Source organism: Kineosporia succinea, from assembly GCF_030811555.1.
GTDB classification, from domain to species: domain Bacteria; phylum Actinomycetota; class Actinomycetes; order Actinomycetales; family Kineosporiaceae; genus Kineosporia; species Kineosporia succinea.
The window spans coordinates 5,273,633-5,298,792 of the sequence record NZ_JAUSQZ010000001.1; the positions used below are offsets into that span (position 1 = coordinate 5,273,633).

The window sequence follows — 25,160 nt, forward strand, 5'->3', positions numbered from 1 at the left end:
GCTGGCGCACACGGTGAAACACGAAGACCTCAAAGACAGACGAGGACGAACAGAGGACGCGGTCAACTGCCGCCCTGCAGTTTCCTGTGTCTCTAACGGCATCCAGGCCGAAAGTGTTACACCGAATCGTGTCACTTTTAGGAGAAGGGGTCTGCTGCGGTTGCCGATCTCCGGGGCCGGGCCACCGTGGGAGGGCACTGAATGTCCCTGACCAGCAAGGAGACCCTAATGGCGAACACCTCGGCCCGCATCCTCTACAAGCCCTTCGGCCTGGCCGGGAGCGTCGGTGCCGGTCTGGTGGCCGGTGTCCTGTTCAAGCAGGTCTGGAAGCACGTGTCCGATGCCGAGGACACGCCCGAGCCAATGACCGCCGCTTCGGCTGGGGCCAGATCCTGCTGGCCGCCACGATCCAGGGTGCGATCTTCGCCGGGGTCAAGGCCGCGGTCGATCGTGGCGGTGCGGTGCTGTTCGAGCGGTGGACGGGGGAGTGGCCGGGCGAGGAGTAGGAGGGGTGCCTCGCCCGGCGCGCTCCGGCTGATGGGGCCTACATGAACCCGCGCCCGTAGTACGTGCCGACGTCGTCGCGGTGCGTCGTGTCCGACCAGGTGCCGCCCTGCTCGAACTTGGGCGAGTCCTTGATCTGGTCCTTGGTCAGGTCGACGTGGATGTCCTTCTTCTCCACGTCGACCGAGCGGATCACCGCGGCGGGCAGCAGCACCTTCTTGCCGAAGATCCACGGACCGGTGTCGACGACGATGTAGCTGCCGTCGGTCTCGTACGTGGCCTCGTCGACCTTGCCGATGTGGCCGTCCGTTGCCTGCACGGACAGACCGGCCAGGTCACGGCCGGTGCCGACGCCAGCGTCGGTGCGGTAGTTCCACGGGTCCCAGCTGTTCGTGCTCATGGTGAAAGCCTCCTTGCGGCAGACGTTTTGCGGTGCGCCGACGTCAACTTGTGGTCGACGCCCACGCAACGGGTGTCATCCGGTGGAAACCGGCTTGAAACCTCCGTGCGACATCCAGTCCACCCCGCCTCAGCAGAAACGCAAGATCAGATGTCCCCTCCTGTCCCGGCCGCAGCCCTGGGTGCCCGGGCGCGGCCCGGGTGACCGGGGCGTCCTCAAGCGGCCCCTGTGTGGTTGCCGTGAGCGGTGGCGAAGTGCGACAGGACCGCGCGGGTGTCACCCGATGCCGGGCGGTGAGACAAATCGGGTGCGGTGACCGGGACGGTGGCGGGAGAATCCCGGCGGGGCCGGGTCGTGCCGTGGTCAGGCCGGGCCCGTCGGGCGAGACGAGGGGATGGCGTTCATGGCGGCCGAACTGGTGGCGCTGACGATCGACGTGGAGAACCCGCAGCGTGCGGCGCGGTTCTGGGCGGGGCTGCTGGGATGGGAGTTCGAGAAGGGGGCCGAGACGACGCTGCGCCCCACCGACGACACCGGCTTCCTGCTGCACTTCGAGCCGAGCACGCAACCCCGGAACGGCCCGAACGTAGCGCACTTCGACCTCACCAGCGAGGACCTGGCCGATCAGGAGGCCAAGGTCGCCAGGGTGCTCGAGCTGGGGGGCGGGCATCTCGACATCGGGCAGGGCGAGGTCGACCATGTGGTGATGGCCGACCCGGACGGCAACGAGTTCTGTGTGATCGCGCCGGGCAACCGGTTCCTGGCCGGGTGCGGTTTCGTCGGTGCGGTGTCCGGCGACGGAAGCCGGGCCAAGGGCTGCTTCTGGAGCGAAGTGCTGGGCTGGCCGCTGGTCTGGGACCAGGACGAGGAGACCGCGATCCGCTCTCCGCACGGCGGGCCGAAGCTGACCTGGGGCGGGCCGCCGGTGAAGGCCAGGACCGGCAAGGAACGCTGGCATTTCGACCTCGCGCCCGCCGCCGGCACCGACTTCGCGACCGAGCTCGACCGGCTGCTCGCCCTCGGCGCCGAGAAGGTCGACATCGGGCAGGGGGACGTGCCCTGGGAGGTGCTCGCCGACCCGGACGGTCACGAGTTCTGCCTGCTGAGGCCGTGAGCCGCTGATCAGGGTTCAGCGGAGTCCCCAGTGCTGACGCAGCCCCATCCGGTCGCACAGCCGGAGCAGCTGCTCGGTGTGCAGCTCCACGTCGAAGCGGGTCTCCCCGCCGGGCATCCGGAAATGCCCGTACACGAACGGGTACGAGGGTGGGCCGCCGGCCGTCACGCTCTGCAGGACGGCCTTCTCCGGGAGGGTCCGCAGACGCAGGCCTCCCGCCGTGACCGGAGCGTGACGTCTGCGCCTCAGGTGCTCCTCGAGGGCCGCGACCTGGGTCATCTCGAGGGTGACGGTGGTGCTGGACAAGGATCGGTGAGTCATTGAGCGCCTCCTGCCGACCACCACGATCCCAACGAGGGACGACGTGCGCACGGGCCGGTCGGCCGTCACCTTTCGGGACCAAGGGCAGGACAACGGGCAGGACCAAGGGCAGGACCGGCCGCCCGAGGGCCAAAGCCCGCTCTGAACCGGGGCACTTGGCCTCTGGGAGTCCCGCGGCGGCGGGCGGACCATCGAGCCATGGACACCCTGCAGACGGAACGGTCCGCCTGGCGTGGTTTCGCCGGGCAGGAATGGCAGAACCGGATCGACGTCAGCGCCTTCATCAAGGCCAACGTCACGCCCTACCCGGGCGACGAGAGCTTTCTGGCGACGGCGACCCCGCGCACCGAGGCCATCCGGCGGCGCATCGACGCGCTGACGAAGACCGAGCGCGAACGCGGCATCCTGGACGTCGACGCCGCGACCCCCTCGACGATCACCAGCCACGCGCCGGGCTACATCGACCGGGACAACGAGCTCGTCGTCGGGCTGCAGACCGATGCCCCGCTGAAGCGGGCGATCATGCCCAAGGGCGGCCTGCGCATGGTCGAGAACGGCCTGACGGCGTACGGTTACGAGATCGACCCGCTGGTGACGGAGACCTTCACCAAGTATCGCAAGACCCACAACCAGGGCGTGTTCGACGCCTACACCCCGGAGATCCTGGCCGCCCGCAAGGCCGGCATCATCACCGGCCTGCCCGACGCCTACGGTCGCGGCCGCATCATCGGCGACTTCCGCCGCGTCGCCCTGTACGGCGTCGACGCCCTGATCGACGACAAGGGCCGGGAGAAGAGCCTGCTCAACGGTTTCCGGTCGAGCGAGGACGTGATCCGCGACCGCGAGGAACTTTCCGAGCAGATCCAGGCCCTCAAGGACCTGAAGACGATGGCCGCGACCTACGGCTTCGACGTCGCCAGGCCTGCCCGCACCGCGCAGGAAGCCGTTCAGTGGCTGTACCTGGCCTACCTGGCCGGCGCGAAAGAGGGCAACGGGGCAGCGATGTCGTTCGGCCGCACGTCGAGTTTCATCGACATCTACGTGCAGCGCGACCTTGACGATGGTCTCCTCACCGAGACCCGGGCCCAGGAACTCGTCGACGACCTGGTGATCAAGCTCCGCATCATCCGCTTCCTGCGCACCCCCGACTACGACGCCCTGTTCAGCGGCGACCCGACCTGGGTGACCGAGTCGATCGGCGGCGTCACGACGGAGGGCGTCCCGCTCGTCACCCGCACCTCGTTCCGCTTCCTGCAGACCCTCTACAACCTGGGCCCCGCTCCCGAGCCGAACCTGACCGTGCTCTGGTCGCCCCGCCTGCCCGAGGGGTTCAAGAAGTTCTGCGCCCAGGTCAGCATCGACACCAGCGCCATCCAGTTCGAGAACGACGAACTGCTGCGCCCTTTCAACGGTGACGACGCCGCTATCGCCTGCTGTGTCTCGGGCGCCGCCGTGGGCAAGGCCATGCAGTTCTTCGGAGCTCGGGCCAATCTCGCGAAAGCCCTTCTGTACGCCATCAACGGTGGACGCGACGAGCTGTCGGGCGCGCAGGTGGCACCTTCTCCGGGTGGTCCTCTCGAGAGCGAAACCCTCGACTACGACACCGTGATGAAGCGTTACGACGAGATGCTCGACTGGCTTGCCGACACCTACGTGGACGCTCTCAACATCATCCACTACATGCACGACAAGTACGCCTACGAGGCCGTGCAGATGGCCCTGCACGACTACCCGGTGCACCGCATGCTGGCCTGCGGCATCGCCGGCCTGTCGGTGGCGGCGGACTCGCTGTCGGCGATCAGGTTCGCCTCGGTGAAGCCCGTGCGGGACGAGACCGGGCTGATCGTCGACTACACCGTCGAGGGCGAGTTCCCCTGCTACGGCAACGGTGACGACCGCGCCGACGAGATCGCGGCCGACCTGGTGCACCGGTTCATGGAGAAGCTGCGCACGCACTCGACCTACCGCAACGCCGAGATCACGCAGTCGGTGCTGACCATCACCTCGAACGTGGTCTACGGCAAGAAGACCGGCAACACGCCCGACGGACGTCGTGCGGGGGAGCCCTTCGCCCCCGGCGCCAACCCGATGAACGGCCGCGACAAGCACGGCCTGCTCACCTCGGCGCTCAGCGTGGCCAAGATCGACTACGCGGACGCCCGCGACGGCATCTCGCTGACCTCGACCACGGTGCCCGAGGCCCTGGGCCGCACCCGGGCGGACCGGATCGACAGCCTGGTCGGCATTCTCGACGCGTACATGATCTCCGGCGGCTACCACATGAACGTCAACGTGCTCGAGCGCGCGACGCTCGTCGACGCCATGGCGCACCCGGAGAACTACCCGAACCTCACCATCCGGGTCTCGGGGTACGCGGTGAACTTCGTCCGCCTCACCAGGGAGCAGCAGATGGACGTCATCAACCGCACCTTCCACGGCGACCCCGCAGGTCGATGAACACCGTCGGCGTCGCCCTGATGGCCGCTCCCCGTCCTCCGCTGCCGGGTTACGACCCGGAGGTCTGGCGGCGCGGGGAGGCCGGCTGGGTGCATTCGTGGGACATGTCGACGGGGGTCGACGGGCCGGGCACCCGGTTCGTGATGTTCACCGCCGGCTGCCCGCTGCGGTGCCAGTACTGCGAGAACCCGGACACCTGGACGCCTCTGGGTGGTCAGGTCACGCCGGTGGACGACGTGCTGGCCCGGGTGCGCGGCTACCGGGCGGCGCTGGTGGCGGGAAAGGGCGGGGTGACCGTGTCCGGCGGTGAGCCGCTGGCGCAGCCTCGCTTCGTGGCCGGCGTCCTGCGCGGCGCCCGGGAGATGGGCCTGCACACGGCGCTGGACACAGCCGGCTTTCTCGGGCACCTGGCCACCGACGAGATGCTCGGCGACGTCAGCCTGGTGCTGCTCGACATCAAGTCGTTCGACCCGGGCACCTACAAGGTCGTGACCGGCCGGGAGCTGGCCCCGACGCTGCGCTTCGCGCGGCGTCTGGCCCGGCTCGGCAAACCGGTGAACCTGCGCTTCGTGCTGGTGCCGGGCCTGACCGACGACCCGGCGAACATCGAGGGCCTGGCCGACTTCGTGGCCGGGCTGGGCAATGTGGAGCGGGTCGACGTGCTGGCCTACCACCGGCTCGGGGTGGGCAAGTACGACCGGCTGCGCATCCGCTACCGGCTCGAGGGCACCGAACCCCCGACCTGGGACCAGGTCGAGGACACCCGTCGCCGGTTCGCCGAGCGCGGGCTCACGGTGAGCTGAATCCGGTGACGTAGCGCGGCGTTGAGCCGGCGCACCGCGTCGGCCGCCTCCGGGGTGTCCGCGTGCAGCCAGTTCACGTGCAGCCCGGCCTCGTCACGGTAGAACCAGGGGTAGAGCGCCTGGGTCCCGGAGGTCCACAGGTACACGGTCACGTCGCCCGGCAGCCGGCGGAAGTCCAGGTACGAAAGGAAGTTCACCGGGCGGTATCCGGTGGCCGGATCCAGCTCCGGTGCCAGCAGCTCCCAGGCCCGCAGGTAGCTGACCCGGGTCCGGGCGCGGGCGAGGTCGTAGAGCTGACTGGCCGTTTCCGGGTCGTCGGCCGGACTCCAGCGGGAACCACGGCAGGAGAGAGCCGGTGCCTGAGGCGAAGTCGCGCCAGGGCGCAAGTTCGGGCCTGTCGGCGTGCAGTGACTGGTTGTCCGCCCGTTCGGTCTCGGTGTAGGCGAGCCAGCTGCCGGTGGGTGGCAACTCGGGCCGGGAGCCGGCCCGGATCTGCTCGTAGGCCGAGGTGATGTCGTGCGCCGCCAGGGCCATCGACACCACGTCGCCGATCAGGTGATCGAGCGCGAGGTAGACGCTCGCGCCGTCGTTCCGTACCACCACGCCGAAAATGGCGGTCGGCCCGCGGAAACCACAGACCCGACGGAATCTTTCGTGCAGATAGGTGCGCACGTCGTCCGTCGATTTCAGCTGCCCGTGATCGGTTCTGGTCAGATCGGCGTGGTGCACGTCGCCGGTGGTGCCGTGGTAGCGGGTGCGCAGAACGTCGTGACGCTGCACGACGTGGTGGAACGAGGCTTCGAGGGCCGTGAGGTCGACAGCGCCCGGTATCTCGAAGGTTCCGGCGATGAAGAGGGTGTTCGGGGCGTGCACGGTCGTCATCGCCAGGGCCGTCCGCGTGGCGGCGAGGTGCCGGGCCTGGCTGTAGCTCGCCGGGCCGGAGGCGGTCGGTGGCCCGGTGAGCACGACCTGCCACTCGTATGCCCGGCCGGGCCGGATCCGGGCCGACGACAGGGGGATCTGCCGCACGGTCAGGTCGTGGGGGTGAGCTGGACGGGAACGCTGTCGTAGCAGCGCTCCACCAGATCGCCGTGCCAGGTCAGCTCGCGTTCGTCGACGGCGAGGCGCAGGTGCGGGAACCGGCCGAACAAGGTGCGCAGGGCGAGGGACCCGACGAGCCGGGCCAGGTGGGCGCCCGGGCAGTAGTGCGGGCCGGCGCCGAACGCCAGGTTGGTGGCGTCGTCGGTGCGCAGCCGCACGAGAACGACCGAACCGGAGGGGATCACGGTGCCGTCGACCTCCACGTCGTCCAGGGCGAAACGCCAGGACGCGACCGGGAACGGAACGGTGCGGCGGAACAGGTCGTCGACGGTGCGGTCGTCGCCGAGCCGCTCGCGCAGCTCCGGATCACGGAGCAGCTCGACCGCCCCGGAGACCACGAACACGGTGACGGGGGAGATGCCGCCCGAGAACAGGCCCAGTGCGACCGAGACCAGTTCCTCGGCCGAGAGACGGCCCTGGCCGTGGGCCGTCAGCAGATGGTTCAGCAGGCCGTGAGGATCGCGGTCGCGGCGCTTGCGGGCGAGGAGACGGATCCACCGGTGCTCCAGCCGGGTCTGCGCGGCGCGCACCTCCGGGTCGTCGGGATGCCCGCCGTTGATCCGGGCCAGGGTCGCGGCGGTCAGGGCTTCCCGGTCGGCGGGCGGGATGCCGAGGGCGTCCGCGGTGGCCCGGACCGCGAGGGGACGGGCGTATCCGGCGACCAGATCGGCGGTCTCACCCACCGCGTCCAGCAGCTCGTGGCAGGCCTTTTCGAGAGGATCGCGCAGGCTCGTGGCCTGCTCCTGGGACAGGCGAGGGGCCAGCACGTCGCGCAGCCGCCGGTGATCGGCGCCGTCGCTGTTGAGCAGGTGCCGTCCCTCGGCGGCGAACATGTCGTCCTGATGACGGCAGCCGCCGAATCCGTGGGCCGGATCGGGGAGGCGGCGGGGATCGCTGGCGAGGCGGGGGTGGTTCAGGGCCCGGCGGGCCGGGGCCGAACCGGTCACGGTGAACACCGGCAGGCCGCCGGGCAGGGCCGTGCGCTCGACGGCGGGGAGCGTCATCAGGTCTCCATCGATTCAGGCCACCGACACCGGCAGGGCCGCGAGCCCCCGGATGGTCGCGGTCAGGTCCTTGTGCCGGGGCTGCGGATCGGTCAGCCCGAGAACCCGTGACCGGTGCAGGAGACGGCCCAGCGCGAGCCCCGCCTCGAGCCGGGCCAGGGGACCGCCCAGGCAGTAGTGGATGCCCGCGCCGAACGAGAGGTGCGGGTTGGGCGAGCGGTCGAGGTCGAGCCGGCCGGGATCCGGGAACACGCGGGGATCACGGTTGGCCGACCCGAGCAGCAGGGCCACCGGACGGCCGGGTTCCAGCCGGCGCCCGGCCAGCTCGGCCTCTTCCTGCACCGTGCGGAACGTGATCTGCACCGACGAGTCGTAACGGATCAGCTCGTCCATGGCCCGCCGGTCGAGCTGCCCCCGTCGCACGCGGGTGCGGGCCCGGGCGAGTTCGTCCGGGTGCCGCAGCAGCGAAAGGGCGGAGTTGGCGATGATGTTGGCGGTGGTCTCGTACCCGGCCAGGAGCAGCAGGGCGCACATCGGGATCAGATCACGACGGGTCAGCGCGTCAGGGGTGTCGGCGATCAGGGCGCTCAGCACGTCGTCACCCGGCCGGTGACGGCGGTGCTCGATCTGCTGCAGCAGGTAGGCCACGAAACCCGCCGCGGCCGATCGGGCGGCCTTCTTGTCGGCGTCGCTGATCGAGTACGCCGGGTCGAGAAGCCGCCCGATCGGCGGCGTCCGCTCCCGGATCCAGGGATGGTCCTCCTCCGGCAGTGCGAACAGCCCGCAGATCACCCGCAGCGACAGCGGGTACGCGAAGTCGGCCAGCAGGTCGAGGTGCCCGAGGTCCAGGGCCCGGTCGACGAGTTCGTCGACGTACCCGCCGATCCGGGGCGTGAGGGCGGCCACGGCCGACGGGCTGAAGAACCGGGCGGCGACCCGGCGCAGCGGGCCGTGCGCCGGCGGGTCCTGGCCGAGGAACGAGAAGATCCGGTTCTCGGCCGTGGGCCGCCCGTGGCCCAGCCGGTTGTCGCGCAGAGCCGCTGAGATGTCGTGGTGGCGGGTGAGCACGGTCAGGCCGTACGGCCCGTCGCACACCGGGCCCGCCTCGCGGGCCGCGGTGTACCGGGCGTACGGATCGGCGTGCAGGGTCGGGTCGAACGGGTCGAACCAGCTCGTCGTGCTGATCCGGATGTCCTGGGCCGCGCCGGTTTCCAGGGTCATGCGGTCAGGGCGTGTAGAGCACGACGCCGGCCTGCGTCTTGTCGGCCTCGGCGGCGGGTGTGCCGCAGCCGCCCAGTGAGGCACTGACGAGCAGGTTGTGCCAGCTCCCGAACTTCGTGCTCGAGGCATCGGTGACGCCGCTGATCAGCACGGCCGCCGTGCCGCCGAGCTTGGTCTGGGTGAAGTCGTCGAAGGTGCCGGTGGTGTACGTGCCGTCGTTCCAGTCGACGCGGGCGCGGTAGACGTAGCCCTGGTCGAGGTTCGTGCACGCGCCCTTGGGAATGGTGCCGCTGAAGGTGCTCGTGCCCTTGGCCAGCAACCCTCCGGTGAGCGTGAGGCAGACGACGGTGCCGGTGCCCTCGAAGTCGATGGCGTCGGGGTTGCCGGGGTTCTGGGAACCGACGGTGTCCTCGGCGGTGCTCTCGCAGACGACGGGGATCTTCAGGCCGGAAGAAGCGGACGCCGCGGCCGACGCGGCCGGGGCCAGGGCGGCCGAGGCGATCAGGAGCCCGGTGACGGCCGCCGGAACGGTGCTGCGGCGGAGCTGGTTTCGGGTGTGTGCGGTCATGGCTGATCTCCTCGGGGTCACGGTGTGTTCAGAGGACGGCCGGGAGACTGGTCCATCCCGGCATGGTCACACGCTGGTTGGTGCGGGCCCCGGCTCCTGGGCGCAGGTACGGGAAACGTTGCAGCAGGGCCGGAATCACGATGCTGGCCTCCAGCTTGGCCAGCTGGGCACCCAGACAGTAGTGCGGGCCGCCGCTGAACGCGAGGAGGTCGGCCGGGGCGCGCCGGGGGTCGAACTCGTCGGGCGCGGTGAACCGGGAGGGATCGCGGTGGGCGGCCGCGATCAGCGCCATCACCTCCTGCCCGGCCTCCAGACGGGCTCCGCCGATCACTGTCTCGCGAGCTGTGACCCGGGTGATCAGGTGCAGCGGGGGGTCGTGACGCAGGCTCTCGTGGATGGCGGCCTCGATGGCCTGCGGGTGCGCGGCGATGTTGGCGGCCAGGGCGGGGGCGGCGGCCAGGCTGCGGATCAGGTGGTCGAGCAGCGAGAGCGTGGTGTCGAAACCGGCTGCCAGACCGAGGAAGATGGCGGGGAGGGCGTCGTCGTCGGGCAGGGCGGCGGCGTCGGAGGCCAGGTTCGGGCCCCGTTCGCGGCGGCGGCTCTCGAGCAGGTCGGCCAGGTAGGGCAGCAGTGTGTCGGCGGCGGTGTCGGCCCGCTCCACCGTGCTCTCTCCCGGGAACGGGTCGAGCAGGCTGAGCATCGGCTGCACCAGGTCGTACAGCTGCGGGCCGTCGTCCGCCGGCACCCCGAGCAGGGCGCAGGCCGTGCGCTGCACGATCGGGACCGTGAAATCCCGGTGCAGGTCCGGCTTCTGGTCGAGGAGGGCGAGCTGCTGGGAGGTCGCCCGCCGGGTGACCGCGGCCAGGTTGCGCAGCCGGGCCGGGGTGAACGAGGGGGCGAGGGCCCGCCGCACCCGCTGGTGCCCGCTGCCGTTGCGGAAGACCATGCTGCACAGCAATAGTCGCAGTCCGGGGTGGTCACGCCAGCCGGGGGTCCCGGCGTCGAACCAGGTCGCGTCCTTGACCTGGAGGGCCGGGTCGCGGGTGATGGTCGCGACGTCGTCGTAGCGGCTGAACATCCACAGGCCGTCGCCGGTGCGCAGGACCGGGTGATCCTGCCGGAGCCGGGCGAACCAGGGGTGCGGATCCCGTTGCGCGGCGGGCAGAAAGATCTTGCGCAGAATGCCGTCCACATCGGTCTCGACGGCAGTGAGCATCGATCAGACCCTTCCCCCGGTGCAGTGACGCGGAGCACCCTAGCAACGCGACGGGCGGGGGAATCCAGTTGCCGCGCCGCTTGTCACCCGTGTGGTGTCGGCTGCTCTTCCTGCGAGGCGACCCACGAGGCAAGCATTTTCAGGGCGTCGGCCGTCGGCGTGTCGGCCGCGGCGGTATAGATGTTGAGGCGCAGGCCGGGCTCGGACGCCAGGTCCATCGACTCGAAGTCCAGGTCGAGTTGCCCCACCACGGGATGCCGCAGCCGTTTCACCCCGGAGCGGTGGAACTTCACGTTGTGCGCCGCCCAGCGCTGCCGGAAGAGCTCCGAATGGGTGGACAGCTCACCGACCAGCCCGATGAGCGCCTTGTCGCCGGGATTGCGCCCGGCCTCCAGGCGCAGCATGGCCGCGGCGTCGGCGGCGATCCGGTCGTAGTCGACGAAGAACTCGGGGGCGGCCGGTTCCATGAAGATGAACCACGTGGTGTTGGCCGGCTGCCGGGAGCTCAGCAGCACGGGGGAGTAGAGGGCGCGGGCCATCGCGTTCATGGCGATGATGTCGTGCCGGCCGTTGCGCACCCAGGCGGGGGAGTCGGGCATCGCGGTGAGGATCTGCTGGATCGCCGGGCGCACCCGGTTCTGCGGGGCCGGACGGCGCCGGGCCCGGCTGCCCGGGGTGCTCTCACGGGCCAGGTCGTACAGGTGTGAGCGCTCGGCCTCGTCGAGGCGCAGCGCGTCGGCGACACCCTCGAGCACGCTCTCGGACGCGCCGGCCAGATTGCCCCGCTCCATCCGCACGTAGTAGTCGACCGACACGCCGGCGAGCATGGCGACCTCCTCGCGGCGCAGGCCCTTGACCCGCCGGTTGCCGCCGTACGCGGGCAGACCGGCCTGATCCGGGGTGATGCGGGCACGGCGGCTGGAGAGGAACTCACGGATCTGCGTGCGAAGGTCGGTCGAGCTCATCCACCCACGGTAGAACGCCCCGCCGCGTTCAGGGAGGCCCTGCCGTTACCGCCCTCCGGCACCGCCCCTCACGCCAGGGCCCGCAGCACCCGGTCGTTCGTCGCCGCGTCCGCCACCGTGATCCGGATGCCGTCACCCGGATAGGCGCGCACCAGGATGTCCGCCGCGGCCAGCCGCTCCACGGTGAGCCGGGCCGGGGCGTCGTCCGCGCGCAGCCAGACGAAGTTCGCCGCCGGGTCCGGCACGCTCCAGCCGAGCTCGCGCAGGCCGGTGACCAGACGCGTCCGTTCGCCCACCACCGACGCCACCCGGTGGGCGATCTCGTCGGAGGCGTCGAGCGAGGCGATGGCCGCATCCTGGGCCAGGGCGCTGACCGAGAACGGGATGGCGGTGCGGCGGGCGCCCTCGGCGAGCTCCGGATCGGCGATCGCGTAGCCGACGCGCAGCCCGGCCAGGCCGTAGGCCTTGGAGAACGTGCGCAACAGGCACAGGTTCGGGTAGCGGTGGTAGGCGGCCAGGCCGTCGACGCGGTCGTCACCGGTGACGAACTCGACGTAGGCCTCGTCGAGCACGACCAGCACGTGCGGGGGCACGGCGTCGAGGAACGCGGTCAGGTCCGCGTGCGTGATCGCCACGCCGGTGGGGTTGTTCGGTGAGCAGAGCAGCACCGCGCGGGTGCGGTCGTTGATCGCGGCGAGCATCGCGGGCAGGTCGTGGTGTTCGTCGGGTCGCAACGGCACCGGGATCGAGACGCCGCCCGCGATCGTGACCAGGATCGGGTAGGCCTCGAAAGACCGCCAGGCGTGCACCACCTCGTCGCCCGGGTCGAGCACGGTGAGCAGGAGCTGCTGCAGCACACCGACACTGCCCGGACCGGCCACGACCTCGTCGGCGCTGCCCAGGGCGTACTCCTTGGCGATCCGCTCGCGCAGGGCCAGGCAGCTCAGGTCGGGGTAGCGGTGCACCCGGTGGGCGGCGTCGAGCACCTTCGCCCGGACCGAGGGCAGCGGGTCGAAATGGCTCTCGTTGGAGGCCAGGGCGGCCATGTCGGCGCCCAGGGCGCGGCGGCCGGGAACGTACCCGGGCAGGCCTCGCACCGCTTCGCGCAGCAGGGGACGGGTCACTTCGCACCTCCGGAGTTGCGCTCGGCCAGTTCTTTCAGCAGGGGAGGGGTGTCGAACGCGTCGACGACCACTTCCAGGACGACGAACTCGTCGGCGGGGGCCTCGTGCAGGGCCCGGCGGAGCTCGGCGTTGGTCCAGACCGTGCGGGTCCAGACGGCACCGCCGGTCAGTGAGACGGCCAGCGAGGTCCAGTCCCAGGGCGCGATGTCGTTGTACCCGGCCTTGGGGCTCTGCAGGGCGCGCTCGATGGTGTAGCCGTCGTTGTTGATGAGCAGCACGATCGGCGTCAGGCCGGCCCGGGCGATGGTGCTCAGCTCCTGCACGGTCATCTGCGCGGCGCCGTCCCCGACGAGAAGCACCGGGCGGCGGTGCGGTTCGGCGAGACCCTGGCCGAGCGTGGCGGGCAGGGCGTAACCGATCGAGTTCCAGACCGGCTGGCCGACGTAGACCGTGTCGTCGGGCAGGCGCATGCGCACCGAGCCGAAGAACGCGGTGCCGGTGTCGGCGAGCACGGCCGTGCCCGGGGGCAGCCAGGACTCGACGACCGACCAGAGCGACTCCTGGGAGACCGCGTCCTCGTCCGAGTGGCCGGCCGCCGGCCGATCCTGGGAAGACTTGTCCGGCAAAGAGAATCGCAGGTCCTCGCAGACCCGGGCCAGAGCCGCGACCGCGTCGGGGAACAGTACGTCGTGCCCGCCTGCCCGGGTCGCCGAGAAGTGCACGTCGCCCACGCGATGGGTGAAGAACCCGGTGAGCAGGTCGGTGTGAACCGTGCCCAGCTCGATCACCAGGTCCGCGTCCGTGACCAGGCCTCCCGACGCGTCCACCATGGTGCCCGCGTGGTCGCCGAAGTGCAGGGGATCGGACTCGTCGATCACGCCCTTGGCCGCGAGCGTGGTCACGATCGGGATGTTCGCGGCCCGGGCGGCCTTCAGCACGGCGGGCACCAGACCGTAACGGGGGACGAGGTGGCCGACGACGAAGACGGGTCGGGTTGCGGTGCGGAGGCTTTCGGTCAGATCGCGTTCCAGCTCAGCGGTCGGCGAGACCGGTTGCCGCAGTGGGGTGTTCAGCGGGGCCGAGGAGACCTTCAGGGTGGCCAGGTCCATCGGGACGCTCAGGTAGGCCGGTTTGCGGTGGGTCCGGGCGGCCAGCAGCACCGCGTCGATCTGCTCGGCGGCGCGTTCGGCGGTGAGGGTCTCGGAGTGCACGCAGACCTCGGCGAAAGCCCGCTCGAAGTGCCCGAAGACGCCGTCGGCGAGCGTGTGGTGCACCTTGCGGCCGGTGCTCACCGCGGCGGTCGAGGGGCTGCCCACGATGTGGACCACCGGAACGTCCTCGGCGGCGCTGCCCGCGACCGCGTTGAGAGCGCTGAGTTCGCCCACGCCGTAGGTGGTCACGAGTGCGGCCAGACCCTTGCGGCGGGCGTAGGCGTCGGCCGCGTAGCCGGCGTTGAGCTCGTTGGGGGATCCGGTCCAGTGCAGGCCGGGCACGGTGGTCAGGTGGTCGAGCAGCGTGAGGTTGAAGTCGCCGGGTACGCCGAACAGGTGCTCGACCCCGGCCTGGCGCAGCCGGTGCCCGAGGTACTCCGCCACAGTGATCCGCTCGTCCATGACGTCAAGATGGTCTGGATGGAGCAGGCTGCGCAATATCCTGCTGAACAATGAAGCAATATGCTCAAGCCCGACTCCGGGAAGGAAGAGGCATTGAGCAACCTGACACCTCTTGATGGCACTGACGCGCGCATCCTGCTGGCGCTCGACCGTGATCCGCAGGCCACGGTGGTGGCGCTGGCCGCGGACACCGGTCTGGCGCGCAACACCGTGCAGGCCCGGCTGCGGCGGATGACGGAGAGCGGGGCGCTGGGCCGGGAGAGCCGGCGGATCGACCCGGCGGCTCTCGGCTACCCGTTGCTGGCGCTGGTGACGGTGTCGATCAGCCAGCGTATGCGGGTGCAGGCCACCGAGGCGCTGAGTGCGCTGCCGGAGGTGCTCGAGCTGCTGGCCACCACCGGCGACGGTGACCTGCTGGCGCGCGTGGTGGCCCGGGACACGGCTGATCTCAACCGGATCACCGAGATGCTCGTGGACATGCCCGGCATCGTGCGCACCAGCACGGCCATCGTGCTGAAGGAGGTCCGCCCGTTACGTCTCGACGGGCTGCTGGAACGGCTGGCTACGAACGCAGCCAGTCGCTGAACGTCAGGGCCGACGGGCGCAGCTGCCGGGTGGTCGCGAAGTCCGCCCGGTAGGCGGGCACCTGGGAGAACCAGCTCCACATGGCGTGCATGTCGGGGTCGCTGATGGAAGCGAGCGGCACCGGCTCGAAACGGGCCGGGCGGCCGGCGGCCTCGGCGAAGGCGGCGGTGATCTGCTCGGGAGTCAGCTCGTCGGAACCGATCTCGAGCTCGCCGCCGGGAATGCGCTGCGGGTCGAGGACGGCCGTGGCACAGATCGCGCCGATGTCCTCCACCGCGATCATCTGCAGCGGCACCCCGGGCACCAGGGGCAGGCGGACGACGAGCTCGTCGCCCTCCTCGGCCGCGGCGCCGCCCAGGTTCTCCATGAAGAAGACCGGCCGGATCACGGTGAGGTCGAGGCCGAGGTCGCGCAGGTACTCCTCGACCGCCCACTTGCTCTCGAAGTGCGGCACACCGCTCGAGCGGTCGGCGCCGCCGACGGAGCTGTAGACGACCTGGCGCACCTCGGCGTCCCGGGCGGCCTCGGCGACGGTGCGCCCCTGCCGGAGCTCACCCTCGACCCCGTCCGGCCCGAAGGGCGTCATCATCGCGAAGAGGGTGTCGGCGCCGCGCAGGGCCGACAGCACCGATGACGGGTCGTCGAGATCGGCCTGCACCAGTGAGGCGCCGGCGTCACTCAGCCACGCGGCCTTCGGGCTCGCAGCATCACGCACGAGGGCCCGCACCTGCGCGCCCTGCTCGAGCAGATGCCGCGCCGCGGCGCCACCCTGGTTTCCGGTGGCCCCGATGACCGCGACCGTGCCCTGAACTGCCATGCCCATGCGTCCTCACTGTTCGACTCCGCGGGCGAGTCTAGGCACAGTCCCTGGTCAGAGCGATGTGAGGCCCGCCGGTGGCGGGCGATTCAGCGCATGACGTAACGCTTCGCCACCCGGTAGCCGCCGTCCTCGGTGGGGACGGACGCGTCCCGGATCTGCAGTTCGTGGTGGTAGTCCCAGCGGGTGGAGTCGTCCCAGTGCGCGTAGGTCAGCTCCACGTTGAACGCGGACGCCCCGCTCAGATCGGCGCCGCGCAGCTCGGCGTGGGTGAGCCGCACCGCCGAGAGCCGGGCGTCGCGCAGGTCGGCGTTGGACAGGTCGGCCCGGTCGAGGTTCACCATGCCCTGCCGCGCCGACATCCCCATCGTGATGCTGCGCATGCGAGCGTCTTTCAGGTCGGCCCCGGCCAGATCGGCGCCGGCCACGGTGGCCCCGGTGAGATCGGCCTCGGTCAGGATCACCTGCAGCATCTGGGTCTCGGTCAGGTGTGCCCCGGCCAGGCTGGCGTGGGCCAGGTCGGCGCCGGCGGCCTCGGCCTTCTTCAGATCGGCCCCGGACAGCCGGACCCAGGTGAGCTTGGCGCCGCGCAGGTCCGCGCTGCGCACGGCGGCATCCCCCAGATCGGCGTGGTCGAGGTCGGCGTCGTGCAGGTCGGCGTTGCACAGGTCGGCCCCGTGCAGGTGCCCGTCGCGCAGATCGGCCGCGCCGAGCTGCGCGCCCTTGAGGTTCGCCCAGGTCAGCACGATGTTCTCGAGAGTGGCCGCCCGCAGGTCGACCCCGGCCAGGTTGGCACCCTCGAGATTGGCACCGGTCAGGTTGGCCCCGTGCAGATCGGTGCCCCGCAGGTCCGTCCCCTGCAGGATGCACCGGCTCAGATCGGCGCCGTCCAGTTTGTAGTCGCGCAGCCGTGTGTGCCGTAGGTCCCGGCCCGCCAGATCCTCTTCACCGACGCTGTTCACGCCCATCAGCGTTCGTCAGCCCACGAACCCCGGCGACCCGAGCCACCCGCCCGGCCCAACGACCGCGCCGCACGTGCTCACACCCACCCGCACCCGCCCGCGCGCTCACCCGCACCCACCCGCGCGCCCACCCGCACCCACCGCGCGCTCACCCACATCCACCCGCGCGCCCCACCACGCCGCCCAGGCCGGACCGGGCCGCACCCTACGCCCCCAGCCGCGCGTCCCACCCACGGCCGGTCTCACTACACCGGTGCCTTAGCCACGTGGCACTTTCGCCTACATGGCGCTTACGAGTGCATGCCCCATGAGCGCCGCACCCTCGCGGGCCCCACCTCACCGGCGCCTTCGCTCACGCGTGCCTCCACCCGCGCGTCCTCTTCCGCACAACCGCCTCGTACCTCGGGGGTACGGCTCCTATGCGCGTCCGTGTGCCCGTGCCGGCCCCTTGCCCTGCGCGCCCATCTGTCCGAGAACCGACAGGGTGCTGCTTTCGATAATCGACTATCGATAATCGAAAGCAGCGAACAGTCGCCTCCAGCACCAGGGATACGGCGAGGTCGCCGCGATTCCTGTAGAACCGCGCCCTCCGGGGCCCACCAGCCCATGGCGCGACCACCGTGTGAAGCTGCCACCGCATGAGGTGCCACCGCATGAGGTGCCGCCGCCGTATGAGGTGCCGTGGCCGCATGAGGTGCTGTGGCCGTGTGGGGGTGTCGCGGCTGTGTGCGGTGTCGTGGTCGCGTGAGGTGTTGTGGCTGTGTGGGGTGTCGTGGCCGCACCAGGTGTTGTGGCTGTGGGGTGTCGTGGTCGCGTGAGGTGTTGTGGCTGTTTGCGGTGCTGTGGCCGCCCAGGTGCTGTGGCTGTGCGGGGTGTCGTAGCCGCGTGAGGTGCTGTGGCTGTGTGGATGTGGTGGCCGCGTGGGCCGCATGCGGGGGCCTTGTCTACAGCATGGCGTTGCGTACGGCGTAGGCAGCGTGTCGTGAGGCTTCGAGAAAACGGCCGCCCAGCCCGGCGTAGGGCAGGTAGTCGCGCGGGAGGTCGGCGTGCTCGATGGCGGTGACCTGTACGCCCGCCTCGCGGGCGGCCTCGGCGTACCGGCGGGCGGGGGCGCGCTGGGCCTCGGTGCCGGCGGACGCCACGTACGTGGTTGGCACCCCGGACAGGTCCGCACCCCGTTCGGGCACGGTGCGGGGGCCCAGCAGCACCTGGAGGGCCGGGCGCCGCTCGTCGGACCGCAGCGCCAGGGACACCGCCGCCACCAGGTCGGCACCCGCACCCTCACCACCCAGGGCGATACGCGCGGGGTCGACGCCCAGTTGCCGGGTGTGGGAGGTGACCCAGCGGATCAGGGTGACCGCGTCGTCCACCATCAGGTTTGAAGGGGTGACGAGAACCTGCGCATGCGCGTGAAAGGCCAGGAACCGCAACGGGTAATCGGCGATCGGCGTGCCGGGCACGAGAACCAGCAGGCTGCGCGGGAGTTCGCCGGCCGGGTGGTAGAGGCGCAGGCGCTGCCCGGCCACGGTGGTCTCCCAGGCGCTGACCGGCAGCCGCCGCCCCCGCAGGGCGTTCGTCGGCAGGTTCGGCAGCCTGCGCACGAGGTGCGCGACCGGGTCGGTCTCCGGGTCGCGTTCGAGAACCGCGGCGAGCAACGGACGCGGCACGCGCCGGACCGCCTGCAGCAGTCCCCTGAGCGCGTGGTCACCGGGCGAGAGGGCCGGGGGATGCACCCGGGTGAAGAGGAATGGCGCTGTTTCGGACATGTCCGGCTCCCCGCGTCGATCTTCAGCAGCGCCCGAGTCTAGGCCCGGTCGCCGCATCCCCGGGCGTCGGTCCGGCCCCCGGGGCGGTGAAGACGCGATCATGGCGGGATCGCGTCTCAACGGGGGGTTGGACACATGAGGATCGCCGTCATCGGTGCCGGGTTCGCGGGGCTGGGCACGGCCCGGATGCTGATGCGCTGCGGGTTCGAGGTCACGGTGTTCGAGAGGGCGCCGGACGTCGGCGGGGTGTGGAGCCGCACCCGGCGCTACCCCGGACTGCGCACCCAGAACGACAAGCGCACCTACGCCTTCTCCGAGCACCCGATGCCCGCGCACTACCCGCAGTGGCCCTCGGGGGAACAGGTGCAGCGCTATCTGGAGAGCTACGTCGAGGTGTTCCGGCTCGGGCCCGCACTTCGCCTGTCGACGGAGGTGGTCTCGGCCACGGTGGTGCGGCCCGGGTCGTGGTCACTGACCGTGCGCCCGGCCGGGGCCGGAACCGGGACCAGAACCGGGACCAGGGCCAGAACCGGGGCCGAGCTCGAGGAGACGCTCACCTTCGATCACCTGGTGGTCGCCAACGGCACGTTCTCGCAGCCCGCGATTCCGGTCTTCCCGGGGCGCACGGTGTTCGAGGACGCGGGGGGCGAGGTCAGCGCGGTGTCGGACTTCACGGACCTGGAGGACGCCCGCGGCCGGGACGTGCTCGTCGTCGGCTACGGAAAGTCCGCCTGCGACGCGGCGGTCGAGGTGAGCGACGTCGCGGCGAGCACCACGGTGGTCGCCCGTGAGCTGCTCTGGAAGATGCCCCGCTACCTGGGCGGCGTGCTGAACTACAAGTACCTGCTGCTGACCCGGCTGGGCGAGGGACTGTTCCGCTACATCCGGCCCACCCGCGTCGAGCGCCTGATGCACAGCGGCGGCGGCCGGGTCGGCCAGGCGATGCTGAACTCGGTCGGGGCGCTCACCGTGCGCCAGCTGCGCCTGCGGGAACTGGGCCTGGTGCCGCGCGGCGACTTCGGCCGGATCGCCCGCAGCACCGTCAGTCTCGTCACCGAGGGCCTGTACGAGCGCATCCGCGACGGCCGGATCCGGGTCGTCCGCGACACCACGATCGACGAGCTGGGCGCCGAGAACGGCCAGCCGACGGCCCGTCTCGGCAACGGCGAGACCGTTCCCGCCGATCTGGTGATCTGTGGAACCGGTTTCGACCAGGTGGTGCCGTTCTTCGCCCCCGACCTGGTCGCCCGGCTGCAGGACGACCGCGGCAACTTCACGCTCTACCGCCAGATCCTGCCGCCCGGCGTGCCGAACCTGACCTTCGCGGGCTACAGCTCGTCGTTCTTCAGCCCGCTGGGCTCCGAGATGTCCGCCGTCTGGATCGCCGCCCACCTGCTCGGCGGCCTGCCCCTGCCCGACGAGCTGACCATGCGCGAACACGTGGCCGCGCAGCTGCGCTGGGCCGAGCGGCGCACCGAGGGCAAGCACGGCCGGGGCACCAACGTGGTGCCGTTCTCGATGCACTTCGTCGACGAGATCCTCGACGACCTCGGCCTGAACGTCAGCGGCCCGACCCGGCTGCGGCAGTGGCTGATGCCGGTCGACCCGGCCTCGTACCAGGACGTCGGCGCCCGGCTGGTGCTGCGTCACCGCGACCAGATCGACGACCTGACGCTCGGGCATCCCGGCCCCGCGCGGGTGCTGTCGCGGGCCGGGCGGTTACGCCGGCGGGTACGCGTGCGGAACTGACAGCCGCCCGGCACCGTGCACCGCGCCGAGGATCGCCCCCTCAGCGCAGCGCCCGTTCGGCCAGCATCCGCCGCACGATCCGGGGCAGCGGCCGCAGCGTCCAGCGCAGCAGCTTCCACAGCATCTGCGTGAACAGGGTGCCCGCCCCGCCGACCACGAGCCCGGACACGAAGGTGCGCATCGCGACGCGTTCCATCGTGAAGCCCGGCATGGCGTCGGGCCACGACTCGATCGTCACGTTCGTGATCAGCACACGGGGCCAGGCGCGGGTGGACGCGTCGGTCACCAGCCGGGCCGTCAGCAGGTGCTCGCCGGCGCTGCCGTCGGTGAGCACCACGTAGCGGCCCGAGCGCGGCACCGGGTAGCGGGCCAGTCCGATGAAGACCGGCACGGCGTCGAGCTCGAGCAGGATCTGCTCGTCCCCGTCACCCCCGTCGATCTCCACGTCGAACGTGATCAGGCCGTCACCGGGCAGGAGCCGTAGAACCTTGGCGGAAGCGGGATAACGCCGGTTCAGGTGCAGGTCGATGTCGGTGACGCGGCTGTCGCGGCGGGGTGCCGGCAGGGGGCGCTGGGCGCCCATCAGGTGCGCCAGCCCGGCCCGGCGGCCCAGCGTCAGGGGTTTCTTGCGCCCTCGCGAATGGTAGTACGACGAAAGGTGTTTCACATCGCCGTCGTAGAGGGGCGACCAGCCGTAGCCGACACCCCGCTCGGCCTCGCGCACCGACAGGGCGTACCAGTCCACGGCGTACAGGTGGGCCTCGGAAAGCGCCTCCACGAAGGTTGGTTTCAGCGCCAGCCCGGCGTACAGCGACACGTCGACGACCGACGAGAGCCCGCCCTTGCGGTGGTACGGACGCCCGAACACGCTGGCGTACGAGTCCACGAACGGGCCCTCGTCGTCACGGGTGGGCCGGATGCGGGGGAGCACCACGTCGATCAGGTTCGCCGCCCCGCTCAGACGGCTGAGCCGGTTCTCCGGCGCGTCGAGCAGCGTGACCTGACGGGGCGTGCGGCCCAGGGCGGCGGCCGCGTGCACCGCCACCGCGCTGCCGTGGCTGTGACCGATCAGGTGCAGCTGCGACTCGCCGTTCTTGAGCACCTGCTGCAGCCCGGCCGCGAGACGGCGCCCGTTCACCTGCGTCGCCTGCCGTGACCGGTAGGCCAGCATGACCCGGGCGTCGGTGGCCGACTCGTCGATCCACGAGTAGTGCAGCACACAGTGGTCGGGGCCCAGCGCGGCCAGGGCCCCGAGCAGCTCCACGTGGTACGAGCTGAGCGTGCGGCCGACCGGGTCGATCAGACGCGGGTCCCAGGCCGGCAGCGCGGGCACCAGGTCGGTGATGGCGTGCAGTCGCTCCTGCAGACGGAAACCGGGCTGCCAGCCGTGGACGAACACGTGCACGTGACGCTCGGTCACGCTGGCCTCGTCGACCGGGTGGAACGTCACCCCGTCGAACCTGCTCAGCCGCCGCAGCGGCGTGTCCCACCCTGCTCGCGCAGCGGCACCGAATCCCATGCGCATGACCATATTTTGGCAGCCTGGGCCGAGTGCCCTCAGGCCGGGGACCGGCGCCGGTTCACCAGGCCCACGACCTGGGTCACCACCAGCACGATCACGACCGCCGCGACCACCCCCTGCCAGGGCTCGGGGAAGATGCTGCCGCCGACCGTGCCGATCGCCGCGTAGACCACCGCCCACAGCGCGCAGGCCGGGGCGTTGGCCACCAGGAACGTGCGCCAGTCGAGCCCCAGGAAGGCCGCCGCGAGCAGCACCGGGATGCGCCCGCCGGGCAGCAGCCGCGACACCAGCAGGGTCTGCACCCCGTTGCGCTGCAGCCGCTCCTCGACCGCGCCCAGGTGCTCGTCCTCGCGCAGCCAGCGCAGACGGCGCGCCATCGCGCGCCCGCCCAGCCGGCACACCGCGTAGGTGCCCAGGTCACCGGCATAGGCCCCGCCCGCGCCGACCGCGAGCACCAGCAGGAGCACCCAGGGCTCGTTGTGCCAGGCGTAGGCCGCACTCGCGCTGACCGCCGCCCCGGTCGGCACCACCGGCACGATCGCACCCAGGGTGACCGTCAGGAACAGCCCGGCCAGCGCCGCCACTCCCAGCGAGGTGGAGACCTCCGCGGCGTCGGCCACGTCGGCCGCAGTGATCCCGTGCATCCTGCGGATGCTACCGGCCGCCGCACCCGAAGCCGGATCGGGTGAATCCGTGCGTCCTGGCCGCACGGATGTCATCGATCAGCGGGGCAGCACCACGTCGGCCAGCACCGGACGGTGATCGCTGTCGCGAGCGTTGCCCGTCCACGCCCGCCCGGTCCTCAGCCCGCTCGCGAACAGCCAGTCGATCCGCAGCTTGCGCCGCGTCGTGCCCAGACCCGAACCGGACTCCAGCTGCAGGTCCTCGAGCCCGGCGTCGCGCAGCAGCCGCCGCGGGGTGTTGGCCATCGACGAGTTCAGGTCACCCCCGACCAGCAGGGGGACGTCGTGGTCACGGAGGGCGTCGGCGATCACGGCGGTCTCGTCCTCCCGCAAGCGGGCCTGCCTGCCCAGGTCCCGCACGCCCCGCCCGGCCAGCGGGGAGGCCAGGTGCAGGGGCACGACGTCCATCCGCGTCCCGTCCACGTCCAGCGTCACCACCGCGGCCGTCCGCGCCTGGGCGGGCAGTCCCTCGATCGTCCGCGCGTCCACGATCGGGTACCGCGACAGCACGGCCGTCTCACCGCAGCACGCCACCTCGGCCTGAACCGCCGGGGCGAAGTAGTGGTACGGCAGGCTCGGCACCGCGGCGACCACCTCGTCCTCGAAATCACCCGGCAGCTCGGCCATCATCACGATGTCGGGGGTGCTCTCGGCCACCAGCGCGGCCAGGTCCACCGAAGGGTCGCGCGGCTTCACGTTCCAGAAGATCACCCGCAGCGAGGTGCCCGGGGCCGAGGTGCCCGGGGCCGAGGTGCCCGGGGCCGAGGTGCCCGGGGCCGAGGTGCCCGGGGCCGAGGTGCCCGGGGCCGTGGCGGCCTGACCGGGCGAGTCCCGGCCCGGCACCAGGTAGGGCCCGAACGTCGTCGCCCACATCACCGCCGGCAGCACGCACAGCGCGACCGCCGGCCACCAGAACCGGCCCAGCAGGAGCAGGAGCAGCGCCGGCAGAGCGGGCGCCCAGAGCACCACGGCCAGCATGTTGAGCACGTAGAGCCACGAGAAATGGTCACCGGCCAGCTGCCGCAGGACGACGTGCAGGGTGGCCAGCGCTCCGTACGCGACCACCCCGAGCATCGCCGTCGTCGCGATCAGGGGCCGGCCGGTAAGGATCCCTGCCGTCACAGCGAGGACCCTACCGATCCGTTGCTGAGAACCGGCCCGCGGGCGAACGGCTCGTCTGGATGCGCGCCCGGGAAGGTGGAGCATGCTGGCCCGGTGACACCAGAAAGCAGGCCCCCCGCCATCACCTGGCTGGGCCATTCCACGGTCGTGATCGAGGCGGGCGGTGCCCGTGTCCTCACCGACCCACTCCTGCTCAGGCACAACGGCCCGCTGCGGCGGCGGGGGACCACACCGTCCAGAAGCCGGTGGGCCGACCCGGACGTGGTTCTGCTCAGCCACCTGCACCACGACCACGCCGAGCTGCGCTCGCTGCGGCTGGTCGGCGGCGCGCCGGTGGTCACCGCCCCCGGGAACGCCGCCTGGCTGCGCACGAAGGGCCTGGTCACGGCGCCGCTCGACGCCGCCGGGGGCTACGACGTGCCCGGCACCAAGGCCCGCGTGCAACTGGTGCGCGCCGATCACGGACACCGCCCGATGCCGCACCGCCCCAACGCGGTGAACGGGCACCTGGTCATCACGCCGGGCCTGTCGGTGTGGGCGGCGGGTGACACCAGCCTGTACGACGAGATGGCCGACCTGCCCCAGCTGGCCGGCGGCTCGGTCGACGTCGCGCTGGTGCCGATCGGTGGCTGGGGCCCGCGCCTGTCCGGGGGCCACATGGACCCGGTGCAGGCGGCCGAGGCCTGCGCCCGGGTGGGCGCGCGGGTGGCGATCCCGGTGCACTGGGGCACGCTGCGGGCGCCGGTCGTGGGCCGGTTCCCGCGCGGCTGGATGGATGCGGGCGGCCCGGCGTTCGTGCAGGCCCTGCGCGAGCGCGCGCCGGAGTGCCGGCCGCTGGTGCTGGGCCTGGGCGAGCGCGCCGAGATCCCGCTCTGAGCGCCGCCCGTCGGGCCGGGCCGGTTCCGCGGTCGCTGCCGGCCGGGGACGGCGATTCTGCGCTAGGACCGGTTGTCTCCCAGCGACATCCAGCAGTACAGGTGGTGGCCGTGCTCCTGGGCCCGGCGGGCCAGTTCCGCGAGCGACGGCAGCACCGAGCCCAGCACCTCCGCATCGTCGAACTCGCCCGTGCGCAGCCAGGCGTCGGCCACCTCCTCGAGCTGGTCACCGGTCGAGGAGGCCAGGGCGTCGCGCAGCCGGTCGGTGACCGGGACGACCAGGCGACCCCCGTCCCGCTCGGCGAGCACCTCGCCGCGACGGGGCTCGTCCTCCGGCAGCAGCGGGCGCTCGGTCAGGAGCTCCTCGAGCGAGCCCATCTGCAGCGCCGGTTCCAGGCCCCGGGCCGGGACGCTGTCGAACACCGGCAGCGACTCGTCGACGGCGACCGCCGAGCCGGGACCGGGCTGACGCCGGAACCAGGTGCGCCGCTGCTCCCGCGGCGCGGGCACCAGCACGTCCTGCGACCCGGGACCGCCCGCCCGGTGCACCGTCGCGGCCGCCTCCTCGTCCGTGGACGCGGCGAAGTAGACGCAGTGCATCCCCATGCGCCGATTCAAGCAGCCGGAACGCCCACCGGCCGTGACCCGGACGGCCCGTGTCCGGCCTC

Annotated in this window: 23 protein-coding genes and 1 pseudogene; 7 read left to right on the forward strand and 17 right to left on the reverse strand. The window is 71.4% G+C overall.

The window, feature by feature from the left end; genetic code table 11:
• The first annotated feature begins 228 nt into the window (after positions 1-228).
• A pseudogene (locus tag J2S57_RS35410) lies at positions 229-506 on the forward strand (DUF4235 domain-containing protein).
• 38 nt (positions 507-544) lie between these two features.
• Here J2S57_RS35410 and J2S57_RS22930 read toward each other — a convergent pair.
• Positions 545-904 carry a PRC-barrel domain-containing protein gene (locus tag J2S57_RS22930; RefSeq protein WP_307246406.1) on the reverse strand — a complete coding sequence of 120 codons (360 nt, stop codon included), beginning with the start codon at positions 902-904 and terminating at the stop codon, positions 545-547.
• 403 nt (positions 905-1,307) lie between these two features.
• Here J2S57_RS22930 and J2S57_RS22935 point away from each other — a divergent pair, with 403 nt between their 5' ends.
• Complete coding sequence (locus J2S57_RS22935) at positions 1,308-2,018, forward strand: VOC family protein (RefSeq protein WP_307246408.1); 711 nt, start codon at positions 1,308-1,310, stop codon at positions 2,016-2,018.
• Positions 2,019-2,033: 15 nt separating this feature from the next.
• Here the strand turns inward: J2S57_RS22935 and J2S57_RS22940 are convergent, their stop codons facing one another.
• Positions 2,034-2,339 carry a hypothetical protein gene (locus J2S57_RS22940; protein WP_307246410.1) on the reverse strand — a complete coding sequence of 102 codons (306 nt, stop codon included), beginning with the start codon at positions 2,337-2,339 and terminating at the stop codon, positions 2,034-2,036.
• Positions 2,340-2,537: 198 nt separating this feature from the next.
• On the opposite strand from J2S57_RS22940, the gene pflB reads away from it, so the two are divergent.
• A complete protein-coding gene (gene pflB / locus J2S57_RS22945) occupies positions 2,538-4,796 on the forward strand; it encodes a formate C-acetyltransferase (RefSeq protein WP_307246412.1) in 2,259 nt (752 codons plus the stop codon).
• Entirely contained in the window at positions 4,793-5,599 is an 807-nt protein-coding gene (gene pflA / locus J2S57_RS22950) for a pyruvate formate-lyase-activating protein (protein WP_307246414.1), read from the forward strand. The genes pflB and pflA overlap by 4 nt, the downstream gene beginning before the upstream one ends.
• Before the next feature lie 93 nt (positions 5,600-5,692).
• Here the strand turns inward: pflA and J2S57_RS22955 are convergent, their stop codons facing one another.
• From J2S57_RS22955 to J2S57_RS22990, 8 genes are all read right to left on the reverse strand, one after another.
• A complete protein-coding gene (locus J2S57_RS22955; protein WP_307246416.1) occupies positions 5,693-6,628 on the reverse strand; it encodes a condensation domain-containing protein in 936 nt (311 codons plus the stop codon).
• Positions 6,629-6,630: 2 nt separating this feature from the next.
• On the reverse strand, positions 6,631-7,704 hold the full coding sequence (locus J2S57_RS22960; protein ID WP_307246418.1) for a cytochrome P450 family protein: 1,074 nt from the start codon (positions 7,702-7,704) through the stop codon (positions 6,631-6,633).
• 15 nt (positions 7,705-7,719) lie between these two features.
• Positions 7,720-8,925 (reverse strand): cytochrome P450, encoded by a 1,206-nt coding sequence (locus tag J2S57_RS22965; protein ID WP_307246420.1) that lies wholly within the window; start codon positions 8,923-8,925, stop codon positions 7,720-7,722.
• Between the two features lie 4 nt (positions 8,926-8,929).
• Positions 8,930-9,493, reverse strand: a complete 564-nt coding sequence (locus J2S57_RS22970) for a hypothetical protein (RefSeq protein ID WP_307246422.1) — start codon at positions 9,491-9,493, stop codon at positions 8,930-8,932.
• A 28-nt stretch (positions 9,494-9,521) separates the two neighbouring features.
• The gene (locus J2S57_RS22975; protein WP_307246424.1) at positions 9,522-10,709 is read right to left on the reverse strand and encodes a cytochrome P450; all 1,188 of its coding nucleotides are present in this window, start codon (positions 10,707-10,709) and stop codon (positions 9,522-9,524) included.
• An 83-nt stretch (positions 10,710-10,792) separates the two neighbouring features.
• Entirely contained in the window at positions 10,793-11,674 is an 882-nt protein-coding gene (locus J2S57_RS22980) for a helix-turn-helix transcriptional regulator (RefSeq protein ID WP_307246426.1), read from the reverse strand.
• Positions 11,675-11,742: 68 nt separating this feature from the next.
• Positions 11,743-12,798, reverse strand: coding sequence for a histidinol-phosphate transaminase (gene hisC / locus J2S57_RS22985; RefSeq protein WP_307246428.1), 1,056 nt, complete (start codon positions 12,796-12,798; stop codon positions 11,743-11,745).
• Positions 12,795-14,411 carry an alpha-keto acid decarboxylase family protein gene (locus tag J2S57_RS22990; protein WP_307246431.1) on the reverse strand — a complete coding sequence of 539 codons (1,617 nt, stop codon included), beginning with the start codon at positions 14,409-14,411 and terminating at the stop codon, positions 12,795-12,797. Before J2S57_RS22990 ends, hisC begins: the two co-directional genes overlap by 4 nt.
• Positions 14,412-14,471: 60 nt before the next feature.
• Here J2S57_RS22990 and J2S57_RS22995 point away from each other — a divergent pair, with 60 nt between their 5' ends.
• The gene (locus tag J2S57_RS22995; protein ID WP_307246433.1) at positions 14,472-14,996 is read left to right on the forward strand and encodes an Lrp/AsnC family transcriptional regulator; all 525 of its coding nucleotides are present in this window, start codon (positions 14,472-14,474) and stop codon (positions 14,994-14,996) included.
• Here the strand turns inward: J2S57_RS22995 and J2S57_RS23000 are convergent.
• From J2S57_RS23000 to J2S57_RS23010, 3 genes are all read right to left on the reverse strand, one after another.
• Positions 14,974-15,813, reverse strand: a complete 840-nt coding sequence (locus J2S57_RS23000) for an NmrA/HSCARG family protein (protein ID WP_307246436.1) — start codon at positions 15,811-15,813, stop codon at positions 14,974-14,976. The two genes, J2S57_RS22995 and J2S57_RS23000, sit on opposite strands and share 23 nt — an antisense overlap.
• Before the next feature lie 89 nt (positions 15,814-15,902).
• Positions 15,903-16,775 (reverse strand): pentapeptide repeat-containing protein, encoded by an 873-nt coding sequence (locus J2S57_RS23005; protein ID WP_307246438.1) that lies wholly within the window; start codon positions 16,773-16,775, stop codon positions 15,903-15,905.
• Between the two features lie 944 nt (positions 16,776-17,719).
• Positions 17,720-18,541: an alpha/beta hydrolase gene (locus J2S57_RS23010; RefSeq protein ID WP_307246440.1), complete on the reverse strand. Its 822-nt coding sequence runs from the start codon at positions 18,539-18,541 to the stop codon at positions 17,720-17,722.
• Between the two features lie 135 nt (positions 18,542-18,676).
• Here J2S57_RS23010 and J2S57_RS23015 point away from each other — a divergent pair, with 135 nt between their 5' ends.
• Positions 18,677-20,290 carry a flavin-containing monooxygenase gene (locus tag J2S57_RS23015; protein ID WP_307246442.1) on the forward strand — a complete coding sequence of 538 codons (1,614 nt, stop codon included), beginning with the start codon at positions 18,677-18,679 and terminating at the stop codon, positions 20,288-20,290.
• Positions 20,291-20,330: 40 nt separating this feature from the next.
• Here the strand turns inward: J2S57_RS23015 and J2S57_RS23020 are convergent, their stop codons facing one another.
• The 3 genes from J2S57_RS23020 to J2S57_RS23030 all read right to left on the reverse strand — a co-directional run bounded on the left by J2S57_RS23020 (position 20,331) and on the right by J2S57_RS23030 (position 23,617).
• Entirely contained in the window at positions 20,331-21,815 is a 1,485-nt protein-coding gene (locus J2S57_RS23020) for a hypothetical protein (protein ID WP_307246444.1), read from the reverse strand.
• Positions 21,816-21,847: 32 nt separating this feature from the next.
• Positions 21,848-22,456 carry a DedA family protein gene (locus J2S57_RS23025; RefSeq protein WP_307246446.1) on the reverse strand — a complete coding sequence of 203 codons (609 nt, stop codon included), beginning with the start codon at positions 22,454-22,456 and terminating at the stop codon, positions 21,848-21,850.
• Positions 22,457-22,534: 78 nt separating this feature from the next.
• Positions 22,535-23,617: an endonuclease/exonuclease/phosphatase family protein gene (locus J2S57_RS23030; RefSeq protein WP_307246448.1), complete on the reverse strand. Its 1,083-nt coding sequence runs from the start codon at positions 23,615-23,617 to the stop codon at positions 22,535-22,537.
• A 93-nt stretch (positions 23,618-23,710) separates the two neighbouring features.
• On the opposite strand from J2S57_RS23030, the gene J2S57_RS23035 reads away from it, so the two are divergent.
• Positions 23,711-24,493 (forward strand): MBL fold metallo-hydrolase, encoded by a 783-nt coding sequence (locus tag J2S57_RS23035; protein ID WP_307246450.1) that lies wholly within the window; start codon positions 23,711-23,713, stop codon positions 24,491-24,493.
• 62 nt (positions 24,494-24,555) lie between these two features.
• Here J2S57_RS23035 and J2S57_RS23040 read toward each other — a convergent pair whose 3' ends face one another.
• Positions 24,556-25,098, reverse strand: coding sequence for a hypothetical protein (locus J2S57_RS23040; protein ID WP_307246451.1), 543 nt, complete (start codon positions 25,096-25,098; stop codon positions 24,556-24,558).
• Positions 25,099-25,160: the final 62 nt, after the last annotated feature.